We start from the raw sequence: 15,238 nt of genomic DNA, 5'->3' as shown, positions 1-15,238 counted from the left end.
AATTTGATCATTCCCACTCAATCGTCGCAGGCGGCTTGCTCGACACGTCATACGTCACGCGCGAAATGCCTTCGATCTCATTGATGATCCGGCCGCTCACCGTTTCCAGCAGCTCGTAAGGCAGGTGTGCCCACCGTGCGGTCATGAAGTCGATAGTCTCTACCGCACGCAGGGCGACGACCCAGGCGTAACGACGGCCGTCGCCGACGACGCCAACCGATTTCACCGGCTGGAACACGACGAAGGCCTGGCTGACTTTGTGGTACCAGTCGGCTTTGCGCAGTTCTTCAATGAAGATATGGTCGGCGCGACGCAGCAGGTCGGCGTATTCCTTCTTCACTTCACCGAGGATGCGCACGCCCAGGCCCGGGCCCGGGAATGGGTGGCGGTAGACCATGTCGTACGGCAGGCCGAGTTCGAGACCCAAACGACGGACTTCGTCCTTGAACAGTTCGCGCAGTGGCTCGACCAGTTTCAGGTTCATCTCTTCCGGCAGGCCGCCCACGTTGTGGTGCGACTTGATGACGTGGGCCTTGCCGCTTTTGGCGCCAGCGGACTCGATCACGTCAGGGTAGATGGTGCCCTGGGCCAGGTACTTGATGTTGTCGAGCTTGGTCGACTCTGCGTCGAAGACGTCGATGAAGGTGCGCCCGATGATCTTGCGCTTCTTCTCTGGATCGCTTTCGCCGGCCAGGTTGTTGAGGAACTGGTCTTCAGCGTTGGCGCGGATGACCTTGACGCCCATGTTCTCGGCAAACATGGCCATGACTTGCTCGCCTTCGTGCAGACGCAGCAGGCCGTTGTCGACGAAGACGCAGGTCAGTTGGTCGCCGATGGCTTTGTGCAGCAGCGCTGCGACCACCGAGGAGTCAACTCCGCCAGACAGGCCGAGCAGTACGTTGTCGGTGCCGACTTGGGCGCGAACCTGGGCGATGGCGTCTTCAGCGATCTTCGACGGGGTCCACAGCGCTTCGCAGCCGCAGATGTCGAGGATGAAGCGCGACAGGATGCGACCGCCCTGCTTGGTGTGGGTCACTTCCGGGTGGAACTGCACGCCGTAGTAGCCGCGGGTGTCGTCGGCCATGCCGGCGATCGGGCAGCTCGGGGTGCTGGCCAGTACGTGGAAGCCTTCCGGGATTTCAGTGACTTTGTCGCCGTGGCTCATCCACACGTCGAGACCGAAAACGCCATCGGCGTCGACGTGGTCTTCGATGCCATCCAGCACGCGGCTCTTGCCGACGATGTCGACACGGGCGTAACCGAATTCACGCAATTCGGAACCGGCGACGCGGCCACCGAGCTGCTCGGCCATGGTCTGCATGCCGTAACAGATCCCGAAGATCGGCACGTTCAGGTCGAACACGGCCTGGGGCGCGCGCGGGCTGTCGGCAACGTGGACGGACTCGGGGCCGCCGGCGAGGATGATGCCTTTCGGGGCGAATTCGCGGATCGCTTCGTCCGACATGTCGAACGGGTGCAGCTCGCAGTACACGCCGATTTCGCGAACGCGACGGGCGATCAGCTGGGTGTACTGGGAACCGAAGTCCAGGATCAGGATGCGGTGGGCGTGAATGTCGAGGGCCATAGTCATTCTCGTCGAAAATCAGAAACAAGACGGGGCTGTCATGAACAGCCCCGGTAAACAATTCGTGAAGCGCGCCTGAGTCATCAGGCGCGTTCCGATCAACCTACGCGGTAGTTCGGCGCTTCCTTGGTGATCTGCACGTCGTGAACGTGAGACTCGGCCATGCCGGCACCGGTGATGCGCACGAATTCAGGCTTGGTGCGCATTTCGTGGATGTCGGCGCTGCCGGTGTAACCCATCGACGAGCGCAGGCCGCCCATCAACTGGTGAACGATGGCAGTCAGCGAACCCTTGTACGCAACGCGGCCTTCGATACCTTCCGGTACGAGTTTTTCCGCGCCATCGGACGAGTCCTGGAAGTAGCGGTCCGACGAGCCCTGGGCCTGGGACATTGCGCCCAGCGAACCCATGCCGCGATACGCCTTGTACGAACGACCCTGGAACAGCTCGATCTCGCCCGGCGCTTCTTCAGTACCGGCAAACATCGAACCCATCATCACGCAGTACGCACCGGCAACGATGGCCTTGGACAGGTCACCCGAGAAACGGATGCCGCCGTCGGCGATCAGGGGAACGTCTGTGCCTTCCAGTGCCGAGGCCACGTTGGCAATGGCGCTGATCTGCGGGACGCCCACGCCAGCGACGATACGGGTGGTGCAGATGGAGCCAGGACCGATGCCGACCTTGACGCCGTCAGCGCCTGCTTCAACAAGTGCGCGTGCAGCGGCGCCGGTGGCGATGTTGCCGCCGATGACTTGCACGTCAGGAAAGTTCTGTTTGACCCAGCGAACGCGGTCGATCACGCCTTTGGAGTGGCCATGTGCGGTATCGACAACGATGACGTCCACGCCCGCAGCAACCAGTGCGCTGACGCGTTCGCCGGTGTCTTTACCGGTGCCGACTGCAGCGCCGACACGCAGACGACCTTGGTCGTCCTTGCTCGCCAGAGGCCAGGCTTTGGATTTCTCGATGTCCTTGACGGTCATCATGCCCTTGAGCGCGAACTTGTCGTCGACGATCAGGACTTTTTCCAGACGGTGCTTGTGCAGCAGATCGCGCACTTCGTACTTGTCGGCGCCTTCACGGACGGTGACAAGACGCTCTTTCGGCGTCATCACTTCGCGGACAGGGATATCGAGGCGGGTTTCAAAGCGGACGTCGCGGGAAGTAACGATGCCGACGAGCTCGCCGTCATGCAGGACCGGAACGCCGGAGATGTTGTGTTGACGGGTCAGTTCGAACAGGTCGCGAACGGTGGCGTCAGCCTCGATGGTGATCGGATCCTTGACCACACCCGCTTCGAACTTCTTGACCTTGCGCACTTCGGCAGCTTGCTGCTCGACGGTCATGTTCTTGTGGATGATGCCGATGCCGCCTTCCTGAGCCATGGCGATTGCCAGACGGGCTTCAGTGACGGTGTCCATAGCGGCGGAAACGAGGGGGATGTTGAGTTCGATGCCACGGGTCAATCGTGTTTTCAGACTGACTTCGTTGGGAAGCACCTCGGAATAACCGGGCACAAGGAGAATGTCGTCGAATGTAAGGGCTTCTTGGCTGATACGCAGCATCGCTGGGCTCCCGAGCGGGAAAATGGAAGCGCGCCATTGTACCCAGACACCTGCAGTATCTCAATGTAAAGATCAGGCTATTTACTAATGAACCGGATTAATGCGCCCAATCACGGTGGCGAAGATCTACATCCTGACTTTGACATAGGACACCGGACGGTCCATGCGCTCGGCAAACGCCTCGATAAAGCTGCTTTTAAAGCCGGCGTCCAGCCAGTTATTGAATATGAATCCTAGATTCGAGAACCCGCACGGCTCCAGAAACAGGAATCCGTTGATGTCGTCCTCATGGCGGCATTCGGGGCACATGAAGTTGTCGGTGTGGCCCGGCATCCAGTCTTCCAGACTGTCGAACAGGGCTTCGCCGATCTCGCGCCGGCATTCAGGGCAACCGGCCTCCTCCTTGAAGCCCTGCTGCGGCGTATAGATGCAGCGCTTGAGGACGATTTCCAGACCGTTGACCGGCTGACCGAACGGCAAGGCGTCAGGGTTTTCAACGAAGCGTCGCGCGCCGGGCGCAATCGCGTAAGCCATGCGATTGAAGCTGCGGCCGCAGGTGGTCAGTGATTCTTCGACGACGTTCAGCTTCACCAGCCAGCGCAGGATCGCCCGCGCCTTCGCTTCGTGCGCAGGAAAGCTGGAGATTTGCGGGACGATGATGCTTTGGGTGTCCATGAAGGGCCTGTCTGACGAGTAATCGGGGGGCGGCAGCTTAATCGCGCTGTCGGTGACGTCAAGTACGGCCGTCGGGGCGCGCGCCGTCGGCGATCTCATCTGGTGACCCGTGCCCCAATGCCTTTATGATGCCGCCATGATCAAAGACCCCTTCGCAAGACTCGGCCTTGACCGGGACGTCCTCACTGTCAGCCAGCTCAACGGCCGCGCACGCGTGCTGCTGGAGGATGTGTTTTCCAGCATCTGGGTCGAGGGCGAGATTTCCAACCTCTCGCGTCCCGCCTCAGGGCACGTTTACTTCACGCTGAAGGACTCCGGCGCCCAAGTGCGTTGCGCGTTGTTTCGCAGCAACGCAGCGCGGGTACGTCAGGCGTTGAAGGACGGCCTGGCGGTCAAGGTACGCGGCAAGGTCTCGCTGTTTGAAGGTCGCGGCGACTATCAGCTGATTCTCGACACCGTTGAGCCTGCTGGCGATGGCGCGCTGCGTCTGGCCTTCGATGCGTTGAAGGAAAAGCTCAGCGCCGAAGGCATGTTCAGCGCCGAGCATAAGGTCGCCCTGCCGCTGCACCCCAAGCGCATCGGCATCATCAGTTCCCCGACCGGCGCGGTGATTCGCGACATCATCAGCGTGTTTCGCCGTCGCGCGCCCCAAGTTGAACTCACCCTGATCCCCACTGCCGTGCAGGGCCGCGAAGCCATCGGCCAGATCGTCCGCGCCCTGAAACTCGCGGATGGCCGTGGTTTTGATGCGTTGATCCTCGCCCGGGGCGGCGGCTCGCTGGAGGACCTCTGGTGCTTCAACGAAGAAGCCGTCGCCCGCGCCATTGATGCGTGCGTGACGCCGATCGTCAGCGCAGTCGGTCATGAGACGGATGTGTCGATCAGTGACTTCGTCGCCGACGTGCGCGCGCCGACGCCCTCCGCCGCCGCTGAACTGCTGGCGCCGGATTCAAGCGATCTGCATCGTCGGGTCGACAGCCTGGAGCGCCGACTGATCAGCCGCATGCAGGACCGGTTGATGCGCGAGCAATTGCGTCTGGACGGGATTTCCCGCCGCTTGCGTCACCCCGGTGAACGGTTACGCCAGCGCGCCCAGCGCCTCGACGATCTGGACATGCGCATGCGCCGGGCCTTCGAGCAGCAGATGCACAAGCGCCAAGTGCGCATGAGCCATCTGGAAAGTCGCCTGGCCGCGCAACATCCGGGACGCACGCTGATGTTTCTGCGGCAGCGCCTGGCGGTATTGGCCGAGCGGCTGCCCCGTGCGATCAAGGAGAACCTCAAGAGCCGTCGCTTGCAGCTGCAAAGTCAGGTGCAGACGCTCAATGTGGTCAGCCCGCTGGCGACCCTTGGCCGTGGTTACAGTATTTTGCTGGATGAACGCGGCAGGGCCGTTCGCGCTGCCGAGCAGACGCATCAGGGTCAGCGCCTGACGGCAAAGCTGGCAGACGGCGAGCTGCAAGTGCGCGTTGAAGACAACCATCTGACGCCTGTCACCCTTTCACTTCTGGATTGATCAATGCCTTCTTTTCTAACCCGTTCGTTGGCAACTGCTGCATTGGTCATGTGTGCTGCCCTGCCCGCCTACGCTGACAGCTACATTTCCCGCCTGCTCAACAAGCCCGTACCGGGCGGCGTAGCGGTGGTCGATCTCGGCCCTGCCCCGCAAGCGCCCAAAGCCACGTGGCAGGGCAAACCGGTGCTGGTGGTCAAGGATCAGGACGCGCGCTGGCTGGCCATCGTCGGCATTCCGCTGAGCGTCAAGCCAGGCACTGCGCAGCAGGTCAGCAGCGGCGGCCGCAACCTGCCTTTCGTGGTGGGCAACAAGAAGTACCCTGAACAGCGCATCACCCTGAAGAACCAGCGTCAGGTCAATCCGAACCCGGACGACCTCAAGCGCATCGAGCAGGAACTCGACGTGCAGGTTCGCGCCTACCGTACGTTCAGTCCCGTGACGCCGAGCAACCTTCTGTTGGACAAGCCGGTGGACGGGCCGCTCTCCAGCAAGTTCGGCGTGCGACGCTTCTTCAACGGTGAGGAGCGGAATCCTCACGCCGGACTGGATTTCGCGGTTCCGGCCGGTACGCCTATCAAGTCCCCGGCTGCGGGCAAGGTGATTCTGATCGGCAACTATTTCTTCAACGGCAACACGGTGTTCGTCGATCACGGGCAGGGCTTCATCAGCATGTTCTGCCATATGTCGAAGATCGACGTGAAGGTCGGCGATGCTGTGCCGCGCGGTGGTGTGGTCGGGCGCGTGGGTTCGACCGGTCGCGCAACGGGGCCGCACATGCACTGGAACGTCAGCCTGAATGACGCGCGGGTAGATCCGGCGATTTTCATCAATGCGTTTCAGCCGTAACACCTTTTGACGGGACTCTTAGCGGCGTGCCATCAGGTACGCAAACCGAACCGCATGCGAACAGGGATGAAGTCAGCTCTGCTTCACCCCTCGCGCCACAGTTTTAGCCGATCCTGGACTTCATCGCTGAACTGCCGCAGCTCCTCATCAGTAATCAGATCCTCCGCGACCAGCGCATAGAGGTGAAAACTGAAATTACCTCTTGAAAAGTTGGTGGAATCGAACACTTTGGCCACAAGTTTATCGCCCTTGTTAGCCACATCCCTGACACCTTGGACGCGGTCTCGAGCATCTTTGTCCGTTAGCGCTGTTTTTTTCAGAATGTCCTGCCAGATACGCTCGTAAAGGCGCTCCACGGCTAGAGGTCTTAGTCGGCTGAGAATTTTCCAGTCTGCTTCTTTCATGGGATGGCCCTCTACACGGGTTGTTGTGGTGATCGAGTGTGGGAGTGCAATTGGGAGCTACGCGTTGCGTGGAGTCAACGGCATGAGCAACGGACCAGCGACAAACTGGAGAAAATCGCGATTAAAACCCGGCTAATGCAGTTACGCGAGATTATTCATCAATTTTCCGCAACCGCTTGCCAGCTTTCACCCCATTGGTTACGTTTGGCGACATGAAAACCTCTCACACCCTCATTCTGATGCGTCAACATCGCTGCCTCTGCCTCGTCAGTGCACGACTGCAAAGCTGAACGCGGTGCCTCGACGCTCACCCGCAGTGCTACTCTCGCATCAACCGGCTGGCCGCCTTCTTTCGGCCCTGAGTACAACAAGGATTATTCACATGACCATGCTCAAAGATCCCTCGACCAAGTACCGCGCCTTTCCTGTCATCGACCTGCCTGACCGCACCTGGCCTTCCAAGACCATCACTGCGGCGCCGATCTGGTGCAGTTCCGACTTGCGTGACGGTAACCAGTCGCTGATCGAGCCCATGGATGCGGTCAAAAAGCTGCGTTTCTGGAAGACCCTCGTTCAAGTCGGCGTGAAGGAAATCGAAGCCTCCTTCCCTTCCGCCTCGCAAACCGATTTCGACTTCGTGCGCACGCTCATCGAAGACGGCCACATCCCCGACGACACCACCATTCAGGTGCTGACTCAGGCCCGCAAAGACCTGATCGCGCGGACGTTCGAGTCCCTGCGCGGGGCGAAAAAAGCCATCGTCCATCTTTACAACGCCACCTGCCCGTCCTTCCGCCGCATCGTCTTCAACCAGGACAAAGCGGGCGTGAAAGCCATCGCTGTGAATGCCGCTCAGCTGTTCGTCAAATACGCCGCCCTGCAGCCAGAAACTCAGTGGCAGTTCGAGTACTCGCCTGAGACGTTCAGCGCCACCGAGCTGGAGTTCGCCAAGGAAGTCTGCGACGCCGTCATCGAAGTGTGGAACGCGACGCCGCAGAACAAGGTGATCCTCAATCTGCCAGCCACCGTCGAAGTCGCCACCCCGAACATTTACGCTGACCAGATCGAATGGTTCTGCCGCAACATTTCCCGTCGTGACAGCGTGATCATCAGCCTGCACACCCACAACGACCGTGGCACCGGCGTCGCGGCGACCGAACTGGGCCTGATGGCGGGCGCGGATCGTGTTGAAGGCTGCCTGTTCGGCAACGGCGAGCGCACCGGCAACGTCGACCTCGTGACCGTCGCGCTGAACATGTACACCCAGGGCCTGAATCCGCAACTGGACTTCTCGGACATCGACGGTGTGCGCAAGGTGGTCGAGGAGTGCAACCAGATTCCGGTGCACCCGCGTCACCCGTACGTCGGCGACCTGGTACACACCGCGTTTTCCGGCTCTCACCAGGACGCGATCCGCAAGGGCTTCACTCAGCAGAAGGAAGGCACGCTGTGGGAAGTGCCGTACCTGCCAATCGATCCAGCCGACATCGGCCGCAGCTACGAGGCGGTTATCCGCGTCAACAGCCAGTCCGGCAAAGGCGGGATTACTTACCTGCTGGAACAGGAATATGGCATCTCCCTGCCGCGTCGCATGCAGATCGAGTTCAGCCAGGTCGTTCAGGGCGAGACCGATCGTCTCGGCCTGGAGATGACCGCGCAGCAGATCTACTCGCTGTTCAAGCGTGAATACCTGCAGGCCAACAAGCCGTATGCACTGGTCAGCCATCGCTTGCAGGAAGAGAACGGCAACAGCGCTGTCGAAGTAGTCGTGACCGGCATGGGCGACAGCGAGAGCAATCTGCGCTGGAAAGGCACCGGTAACGGCGCACTGGAAGCGTTGGTGGCTGGCCTCCCGGTGTCCGCTGAAATCATGGACTACAACGAACACGCCATTGGCGCAGGCACCACGGCCAAAGCCGCTGCCTACATCGAGCTGCGGGTGGATGGCGATCGCGCGGTACACGGCGTCGGCATCGATGAGAACATCACCACGGCCAGCTTCAAGGCACTGTTCAGCGCCCTCAATCGTGGCCTGCTCCAGGCTGATGCGACGAAAGCGGCTTAACGCTTCGGGATAGAAAGCTGCGCCCGATACAAAAGGCCCTGAAGTGCACACTTCAGGGCCTTTCGTTTTAGCGCTGGATAATCAGGCCGTGGTGTCGACTTTGACTTTCATCAAGTTCAACAGGGACGCCTGCAGTGCGCCCAACTGAGCCATGGTCCCGGAAATCTGCTGCTGAATCGCCATGACCTGCGTGGCCTTCAACTCATCGGGCGTCTTGCTGGCCTGGACAGCGGCTAACTGAGCTTGCTGCTGCTGGAGCATTTTCTGGGTTTGCTCAATCTGCTCCTGCAACTGTTTGATCATCTCCTCCTTCATGCTCGGCGCTTCGGCTGACTCACTGGCGCCTGCCGCCTTGGAGTCGCCGTACACATTGCCACGCAGCTCGACGCTGGCGGTCTTGGCATCGCTCTTGGTGGAGTCGTCGGTTTTGACGGCGGCCGTGAACACGCTGGAGTAAGCACCCAACGAACTGGTGTTGATGGTGGTCATGATGAACTCCTTATGAGGTGCACTTTGTATCGGCCAGCGTACAAACATCTGAAGTCCAATTTATTGCAGACGCAAAAACGCCCCACGACCGAGGTCATGGAGCGGTTTTGTCTCTGAATCAGTGAATCAGGCGGTGGTGTTAATGCTGCCGGACTTCTGCAGTTGCAAGAGTGCCGCCTGTTCCGTCGACAGGCTGGCGGTCGTCGACGAGATCTGTCCCTGAATGGCCATCACCCGCGCCGACTTCTCCTCGTCGGTGCCAGAGCTGGCCTGGGCGGCAGCGAGTTGCTGTTGCTGTTCCTGCAAGCGCTTCTGGGTTTCCTTGATCTGCTCTTCCAGCTTCGCGATGGCCTGCTCGCTGGTGCTGGAAGAATCAGACGCCCCACCCGCACCGCCAGCACCGCCAGCGCCACCTGCCGCAGTGGCTGTGGTCGATGCAGACGCCGACGTGGCATCTGTGGTGGTGGAGGCGTCGCTGTCAGCCGCCGTTGTTGTGGCGTCTTTTTTGACCGCAACGGTGAAACTGGTGGAATACGAATTCAATGAGGATGTGCTGATGGTGGTCATACCGATCTCCTGTCTGGGTACAACCGCTATCGACCACCCGTCCGTTAACTCTATGACGTTACTGTATCTCGAATGTATCAGCGTCGAGACACGCCGGGAATTTCTCGCGGTACGCCGCCAGACTCTGCGCTGACAGGCTGACCTGGAACACGCCATCCGCCTCGCCGATGTTGAGCAGGCTCTCGCCCTGGAAATCCAGCACCTGACTGTCGCCGGTGTAGGCAAAGCCCTTGCCATCGATTCCCACGCGATTCACCGCAGCGACGTAACACAAGTTCTCGATCGCCCGCGCCGGCAGCAGACGGTTCCAGTGCAGACGGCGCGCGCCCGGCCAGTTGGCGGTATAGAGCAACAGATCTGTGTTGTGCGCATCACGGCTACACACCGGAAAACGCAGGTCGTAGCAGATCAGCGGACGAATTCGCCATCCGTTGAGTTCGAACTGCACCTGACGCTCGCCCGGGCTGTAGTGCTCGTGCTCGCCGGCCATTCTGAAGAGATGGCGCTTGTCGTAATGCAGCAGCTCGCCGTCCGGCCGCGCCCACAGCAGGCGGTTGCGATGGCTGCCGTCAGCGGCGCGAATGATCACGCTGCCGGTCACCACCGCATTCAGTTGCCTAGCCTGGGCCAGTATCCACTGAGCGGTCGGGCCGTCTTCGGGCTCGGCCAGCGTCTCGGATTCCATGGAAAACCCGGTGGTGAACATCTCCGGCAGGATCACCAGATCTGCGCCCCTGGCCTGGGCCAGCAGTTCTTCAAAATGCGCATGGTTCGCCGGGGCGTCGTGCCAGACCAGCGTGGTCTGAACCAGCGCGATATTCAAATTGGGCAGGGTGGTCAGATCGCGCATAGTTTTTCCGCTGCCAGACGCAGCGTCTCCTCGCGCTTGGGAAAACACAGCCGGATCAGGCGCTGGCCTTCAGGCGGATTCTGATAGAAAACCGAAATGGGGATGCTTGCCACGCCGTGCTCGCGGGTCATCCACAGCGACATGTCCACATCGTTGAGGTCCGGACGGATCTGCGAATAATCAACGAGCTGAAAGTACGTGCCGCTGGCGCGTGTGAAGGTGAAGCGCGAGGCTTCCAGGCGATCGCAGAAATAGTCGCGTTTGGCCTGATAAAACGCCGGCAGTTCGTCGACGTGCTCGGGGTGCGCTGCCATGAAATCGGCCAACGCCCACTGCAACGGCGTGACGCCACAGAATGCGACGAACTGATGGATCTTCCGTGCTTCGGCGGTCAGTGCAGGCGGCGCAACGAGGTAGCCGGTTTTCCAGCCGGTGACGTGGTAGGTCTTGCCGAACGAACTGACCACAAACGCGCGCTGATACAGTTCGTCATGGGCCAGTACGCTGGCGTGTTGCAGGCCGTCGAACACCAGATGCTCGTAGACCTCGTCGCTGAGCACGTAAATGTCCCGGTCACGGATCAATGCCGCAAGGCGATCCAGTTCGTCGCGGGTGATGAGCGCGCCGCTGGGATTGTGCGGCGTGTTGATGACGATCATCCGGGTGCGAGGGCTCAACGCTGCGCCGAGCTTTTCCCAGTCGATGGCGAAGTCGCCGTCTTTGAGCTGCACATGCACGGTGCGCCCGCCGGCCAGTTCCACCGACGGCGCATAACTGTCGTAGCACGGGTCGAAGACGATCACTTCATCGCCGGCGCTCACAACGGTCTGGATCGCGCAGAAGATGGCGTGGGTGGCGCCGGGCGTGATGGTGATTTCGCTGTCGACGCCGACCTGACGGCCGTAGCAGCGAGCGATCTTGGCCGCGACTTGCTCGCGCAACACAGGCAGGCCGGCCATCGGCGCGTATTGGTTGTTGCCGTCCATGACGCGGCGGCAGAGGGCTTCACGCAGTGCGTCAGGCCCATCGAAATCGGGAAAACCCTGAGACAGATTGATCGCCCCGGTTTCGGCGGCAAGCTGAGACATCACAGTAAAAATGGTGGTGCCAACGTTCGGCAGTTTGCTGGTGATCATGGGGTTTTCCTGCTCCACTCCCGACACCTGAAGGGCTCGGGGACTCGCAGGATAGCCCAGATGTCGCGCACAAAAAAAGGCGCCGCTGGCGCCTTTTCCGAGAAAGACCGTTACACGATCAGCGCTTGTCGCGGCGCTTCTTGTCGGCTTTCTTGTGGTGCGACATCATCCGACGCTTCTTGTTGACCTGGCGGTCGGTCAGCGTGTTCTTGTTGCCTTCGTACGGGTTCTCGCCGCCCTTGAACTCGATGCGGATAGGCGTACCGACCAGCTTGAGCACACGGCGATAGGTGTTCTCAAGGTACCGGACGTACGACTTCGGCACTTTCTCGACTTGGTTGCCGTGGATCACGATCAACGGCGGGTTCGCGCCACCCAGGTGGGCATAACGCAGCTTGATGCGGCGGCTGCCCACCATTGGCGGTGCGTGCTCGCTGACCGCGTCTTCGAGAATCTGGGTCAGGCGGCTGGTTGGCCAACGGGTCACAGCGGATTTGAACGAGTTCTGCACCGACTGATACAGGTTACCCACCCCCGTGCCATGCAGCGCCGAGATGAAGTGGATGTCGGCGAAGTCGACGAAGAACAACCGACGCTCCAGCTCGACCTTCACGTAGTCGCGCTCGCTCGGCACCATGCCATCCCACTTGTTCAGCGCGATGACCAGGGCCCGACCGGATTCAAGGGCAAAGCCCAGCAGGTTGAGGTCGTGGTCGACGACGCCTTCGCGGGCGTCCATCACGAAGATCACCACGTTGGCGTCTTTGATTGCCTGCAGGGTTTTCACCACGGAGAACTTTTCGACTTCTTCGTGGATCTTGCCGCGCTTGCGGACACCGGCGGTGTCGATCAGCGTGTACTTTTCTTCGTTGCGTTCGAACGGGATGTAAATGCTGTCGCGGGTAGTGCCGGGCTCGTCGTAGACGATAACGCGGTCTTCACCGAGCATGCGATTGACCAGCGTCGATTTGCCGACGTTCGGACGACCGATGATGGCGATCTTGATGCCATCCTTCTCGCTCGGTCCAGGAATGCGCTTGGCTTCCTGACCCTCAGCGACGACTTCCTCTTCTTCGCCTTCTTCGACTTCGTCAGCGTCTTTCGGGAAATCGCGCAGGGCGATTTCGAGCATCTGCGTGATGCCGCGACCGTGAGCGCCGGCAACCGGAATCGCGTCACCCATACCCAGCGGTGCAAACTCCGCCCGGGCCATGTCAGGGTCGATGTTGTCGACCTTGTTGGCAACGACGTAAGAGGTCTTGTTGCGCTTGCGCAGGTGCTCGCCAATCATCTGGTCGGCGGCAGTAAAGCCTGCTTTGGCGTCAACGAGGAACAACACGACATCGGCTTCTTCGATGGCCAGCAGCGACTGCTCGGCCATCTTTTCGTCCATGCCGTGTTCATCACCGGAGATACCGCCGGTGTCGATCAGGATGTAGGAGCGCCCTTGCCACTTGGCCTCACCGTATTGGCGATCACGGGTCAGACCGGACAAGTCGCCGACGATGGCGTCGCGAGTCCTGGTCAGGCGGTTGAACAAGGTAGACTTGCCGACGTTCGGTCGACCCACCAGGGCGATTACGGGAACCATGCGGCTCTCCACTTCGTTATTTCAGAAAATACAAAAGCCGCTGCAAGGCAGCGGCCGGAGTTCGGAGCGACACCGAAGCGTCGCAGGCCCCATTAAACCGGGGCCGCCTGGGGAAGCCGAAAAACGACCTCCTCAAGCATAGGCAGCCACTACTTGATCGTCAGGGCTTCCAGCTTGCCGCTGTTGCCAAAGACGTAAATGGTGCTGCCGGAGACCAGCGGGCGTGCACGCAAGCCATCGCTGTCAATCTTTTCACGGGCGACGAAATGGCCATCGACCTGGCTCAGCAGGTGCAGATAACCTTCCATGTCACCGACCGCGACGTAGCTGGAGAACACTTCCGGCGCGCCGAGTTGGCGACGGGCCAGCGAGTCGTTGCTCCACAGACCGGTGGAAGAGCGCTCATCGATGCCTTCCACGGTGCCGTTGGCCAGCGAGACGTAAACGCTGCCGAAGCCTTGCGCCACACCCGAATAGCTCGAGGCATCACGCTGCCACAGCACGCGGCCGCTCTGCAGTTCCAGACCGGCTACACGACCCTGGTAGGTTGCGACGTAAAGCGTGTTGCCGGACAGCAGCAAGCCACCGTCGATGTCGACCACGCGATCCAGCTCGGAACGACCTGTCGGAACGGCAACGCGCTGCTCCCAGGCCGGGACGCCGTTGTTGATGTCCAGCGCCACAACCTTGCCGGTGGACAAGCCTGCGATGGCCAGCGACGAGGTCGCGATCGGCGCACCGGTGCCACGCAGCGTCAGAACAGCCGGGCTGCTTTCGTAGATCCAGCGCTGATCGCCAGTGATGGCGTCATAACCGATAACCCGGTCATCCTGAGTCTGGGCAACCACGACACTGCCGTTGGTGGCCGGAGCGGACAGCACTTCGCTGGTCGCCTTGGCTTTCCACTTCTGCTCGCCGGTGGCCTCATCGAGGACGATGACTTCGCCACGCAACGTGCCGAGCATGACCAGACCGAAACCTACGCCGACGGCGCCGGAAACTGGTTGTTCAAGCTCTTTTTTCCAGACGACGTCGCCGTTGCTGCGATTGATCGCCATGACCAGACCGTCCGCATCGGCAGCGTAGATGTTCTCGCCGTCGATGGCCGGAACCAGCATGTTGTAGATGTCGCCCTGACCGTCACCGACGGAACGGCTCCACAACTTCTGCAGGGTCACTTCCTGTTTGAAGTCGACGAGCTCTGCCGGAGGCAGCTCTTTTTTGCTGTTGCTGCTGCAACCCGCGGCCAGAATGGCCAGAGCCAGCAATGCTGCATGTTTCCAACGAATCACGTCACGCATCCCCTTTCGCCAGATCGTCGAGCTTCATTTGCAGACCGCCAACAGCCGCTTCTTCGGAAAGCGCCGCCTTGGCCTTCTTGTATGCAGCGTAGGCATCATCGGTGCGACCCAGCTGAACCAGCAGGTCACCGCGCAGCTCTTCTCGGCTGGCCGCGAACGACGTGTCGGCCTGACCGTCGAGCAGCTTCAGCGCGTCTTCGGCCTTGTTCTGTGCAGCGAGCACACGAGCCAGACGCTGACGGGCGATTTCACCCAGGGTCGCGTTGGCCGGCTTGTCGGTCACGGATTTGAGCTCGTTCGCGGCGTCATCCAGCTTGCCGGTGTCCACAGCCACTTTGGCCACGAACAGACTGCCGTACTGCGCATACGCGGTGCCGCCGAAATCGCTTTTCAGCTTGCCGGCGATCTCGGCCACACGGCCTGCGTCAGCCTGGCCGCTTGGCGTCAGTGCGGTTTCCAGCAATTGCTGATACAGCGCCGAAGCACCTTGCGCCTGGTTGTTCTGATAGCGCTGCCAGCCTTGCCAGCCCAACACCACGATCACCGCCAGCAGGCCGCCGGTCACCAGAGGCTTGCCGTTACGCTGCCACCAGTCCTTTACGGCAACCAGCTCATCATCATCGGTACTCGACACCCCAATACTCC

14 protein-coding genes are annotated in these 15,238 nt (G+C 60.7%); 3 read left to right on the top strand and 11 right to left on the bottom strand.

Features of this window, described 5'->3' with window-relative positions:
• Positions 1-7: 7 nt before the first annotated feature.
• From guaA to AC07RO_RS08580, 3 genes are all read right to left on the bottom strand, one after another.
• Positions 8-1,585 carry a glutamine-hydrolyzing GMP synthase gene (gene guaA / locus AC07RO_RS08590; protein WP_122535040.1) on the bottom strand — a complete coding sequence of 526 codons (1,578 nt, stop codon included), beginning with the start codon at positions 1,583-1,585 and terminating at the stop codon, positions 8-10.
• 98 nt (positions 1,586-1,683) lie between these two features.
• Positions 1,684-3,153: an IMP dehydrogenase gene (gene guaB, locus AC07RO_RS08585; RefSeq protein ID WP_172610855.1), complete on the bottom strand. Its 1,470-nt coding sequence runs from the start codon at positions 3,151-3,153 to the stop codon at positions 1,684-1,686.
• Between the two features lie 126 nt (positions 3,154-3,279).
• On the bottom strand, positions 3,280-3,828 hold the full coding sequence (locus AC07RO_RS08580; RefSeq protein WP_346630040.1) for a sugar ABC transporter ATPase: 549 nt from the start codon (positions 3,826-3,828) through the stop codon (positions 3,280-3,282).
• A gap of 136 nt (positions 3,829-3,964) precedes the next feature.
• Here AC07RO_RS08580 and xseA point away from each other — a divergent pair, with 136 nt between their 5' ends.
• Both xseA and AC07RO_RS08570 read left to right on the top strand, forming a co-directional pair.
• Positions 3,965-5,344 (top strand): exodeoxyribonuclease VII large subunit, encoded by a 1,380-nt coding sequence (gene xseA / locus AC07RO_RS08575; protein ID WP_495085826.1) that lies wholly within the window; start codon positions 3,965-3,967, stop codon positions 5,342-5,344.
• Between the two features lie 48 nt (positions 5,345-5,392).
• On the top strand, positions 5,393-6,190 hold the full coding sequence (locus AC07RO_RS08570; protein WP_495086030.1) for a peptidoglycan DD-metalloendopeptidase family protein: 798 nt from the start codon (positions 5,393-5,395) through the stop codon (positions 6,188-6,190).
• 83 nt (positions 6,191-6,273) lie between these two features.
• On the opposite strand, the gene AC07RO_RS08565 is transcribed toward AC07RO_RS08570, so the two are convergent.
• Positions 6,274-6,594 carry a hypothetical protein gene (locus AC07RO_RS08565; RefSeq protein WP_495085825.1) on the bottom strand — a complete coding sequence of 107 codons (321 nt, stop codon included), beginning with the start codon at positions 6,592-6,594 and terminating at the stop codon, positions 6,274-6,276.
• A gap of 382 nt (positions 6,595-6,976) precedes the next feature.
• On the opposite strand from AC07RO_RS08565, the gene leuA reads away from it, so the two are divergent.
• Positions 6,977-8,659 carry a 2-isopropylmalate synthase gene (gene leuA / locus AC07RO_RS08560; RefSeq protein WP_495085824.1) on the top strand — a complete coding sequence of 561 codons (1,683 nt, stop codon included), beginning with the start codon at positions 6,977-6,979 and terminating at the stop codon, positions 8,657-8,659.
• Between the two features lie 81 nt (positions 8,660-8,740).
• Here leuA and AC07RO_RS08555 read toward each other — a convergent pair whose 3' ends face one another.
• The 7 genes from AC07RO_RS08555 to AC07RO_RS08525 form a co-directional block, all read right to left on the bottom strand.
• A complete protein-coding gene (locus AC07RO_RS08555; RefSeq protein WP_192170748.1) occupies positions 8,741-9,148 on the bottom strand; it encodes a hypothetical protein in 408 nt (135 codons plus the stop codon).
• A gap of 126 nt (positions 9,149-9,274) precedes the next feature.
• Positions 9,275-9,715: a hypothetical protein gene (locus AC07RO_RS08550; protein ID WP_495085823.1), complete on the bottom strand. Its 441-nt coding sequence runs from the start codon at positions 9,713-9,715 to the stop codon at positions 9,275-9,277.
• Positions 9,716-9,773: 58 nt separating this feature from the next.
• A complete protein-coding gene (locus tag AC07RO_RS08545; RefSeq protein ID WP_495085822.1) occupies positions 9,774-10,565 on the bottom strand; it encodes an amidohydrolase in 792 nt (263 codons plus the stop codon).
• Positions 10,553-11,701, bottom strand: coding sequence for a pyridoxal phosphate-dependent aminotransferase (locus AC07RO_RS08540; RefSeq protein ID WP_495085821.1), 1,149 nt, complete (start codon positions 11,699-11,701; stop codon positions 10,553-10,555). Before AC07RO_RS08540 ends, AC07RO_RS08545 begins: the two co-directional genes overlap by 13 nt.
• A gap of 118 nt (positions 11,702-11,819) precedes the next feature.
• Positions 11,820-13,292 carry a ribosome biogenesis GTPase Der gene (gene der / locus AC07RO_RS08535; RefSeq protein ID WP_065990003.1) on the bottom strand — a complete coding sequence of 491 codons (1,473 nt, stop codon included), beginning with the start codon at positions 13,290-13,292 and terminating at the stop codon, positions 11,820-11,822.
• A 149-nt stretch (positions 13,293-13,441) separates the two neighbouring features.
• Complete coding sequence (gene bamB / locus AC07RO_RS08530; protein ID WP_495085820.1) at positions 13,442-14,593, bottom strand: outer membrane protein assembly factor BamB; 1,152 nt, start codon at positions 14,591-14,593, stop codon at positions 13,442-13,444.
• A complete protein-coding gene (locus tag AC07RO_RS08525; protein WP_192170744.1) occupies positions 14,586-15,227 on the bottom strand; it encodes a tetratricopeptide repeat protein in 642 nt (213 codons plus the stop codon). The genes bamB and AC07RO_RS08525 overlap by 8 nt, the downstream gene beginning before the upstream one ends.
• Positions 15,228-15,238: the final 11 nt, after the last annotated feature.

It is taken from the genome of Pseudomonas sp. GW821-FHT07F05, assembly GCF_059418765.1.
This window is presented reverse-complemented; position numbering and strand designations above follow the sequence as displayed.

Bases quoted from the DNA above. Each gene is read 5' to 3' on its own strand.
- AC07RO_RS08580 (WP_346630040.1), bottom strand. From the start codon at position 3,828: ATGGACACCCAAAGCATCATCGTCCCGCAAATCTCCAGCTTTCCTGCG.
- guaA (WP_122535040.1), bottom strand. From the start codon at position 1,585: ATGGCCCTCGACATTCACGCCCACCGCATCCTGATCCTGGACTTCGGT.
- AC07RO_RS08545 (WP_495085822.1), bottom strand. From the start codon at position 10,565: ATGCGCGATCTGACCACCCTGCCCAATTTGAATATCGCGCTGGTTCAG.
- guaB (WP_172610855.1), bottom strand. From the start codon at position 3,153: ATGCTGCGTATCAGCCAAGAAGCCCTTACATTCGACGACATTCTCCTT.
- AC07RO_RS08555 (WP_192170748.1), bottom strand. From the start codon at position 9,148: ATGACCACCATCAACACCAGTTCGTTGGGTGCTTACTCCAGCGTGTTC.
- AC07RO_RS08565 (WP_495085825.1), bottom strand. From the start codon at position 6,594: ATGAAAGAAGCAGACTGGAAAATTCTCAGCCGACTAAGACCTCTAGCC.
- leuA (WP_495085824.1), top strand. From the start codon at position 6,977: ATGACCATGCTCAAAGATCCCTCGACCAAGTACCGCGCCTTTCCTGTC.
- der (WP_065990003.1), bottom strand. From the start codon at position 13,292: ATGGTTCCCGTAATCGCCCTGGTGGGTCGACCGAACGTCGGCAAGTCT.
- AC07RO_RS08570 (WP_495086030.1), top strand. From the start codon at position 5,393: ATGTGTGCTGCCCTGCCCGCCTACGCTGACAGCTACATTTCCCGCCTG.
- AC07RO_RS08540 (WP_495085821.1), bottom strand. From the start codon at position 11,701: ATGATCACCAGCAAACTGCCGAACGTTGGCACCACCATTTTTACTGTG.
- AC07RO_RS08550 (WP_495085823.1), bottom strand. From the start codon at position 9,715: ATGACCACCATCAGCACATCCTCATTGAATTCGTATTCCACCAGTTTC.
- xseA (WP_495085826.1), top strand. From the start codon at position 3,965: ATGATCAAAGACCCCTTCGCAAGACTCGGCCTTGACCGGGACGTCCTC.
- bamB (WP_495085820.1), bottom strand. From the start codon at position 14,593: ATGCGTGACGTGATTCGTTGGAAACATGCAGCATTGCTGGCTCTGGCC.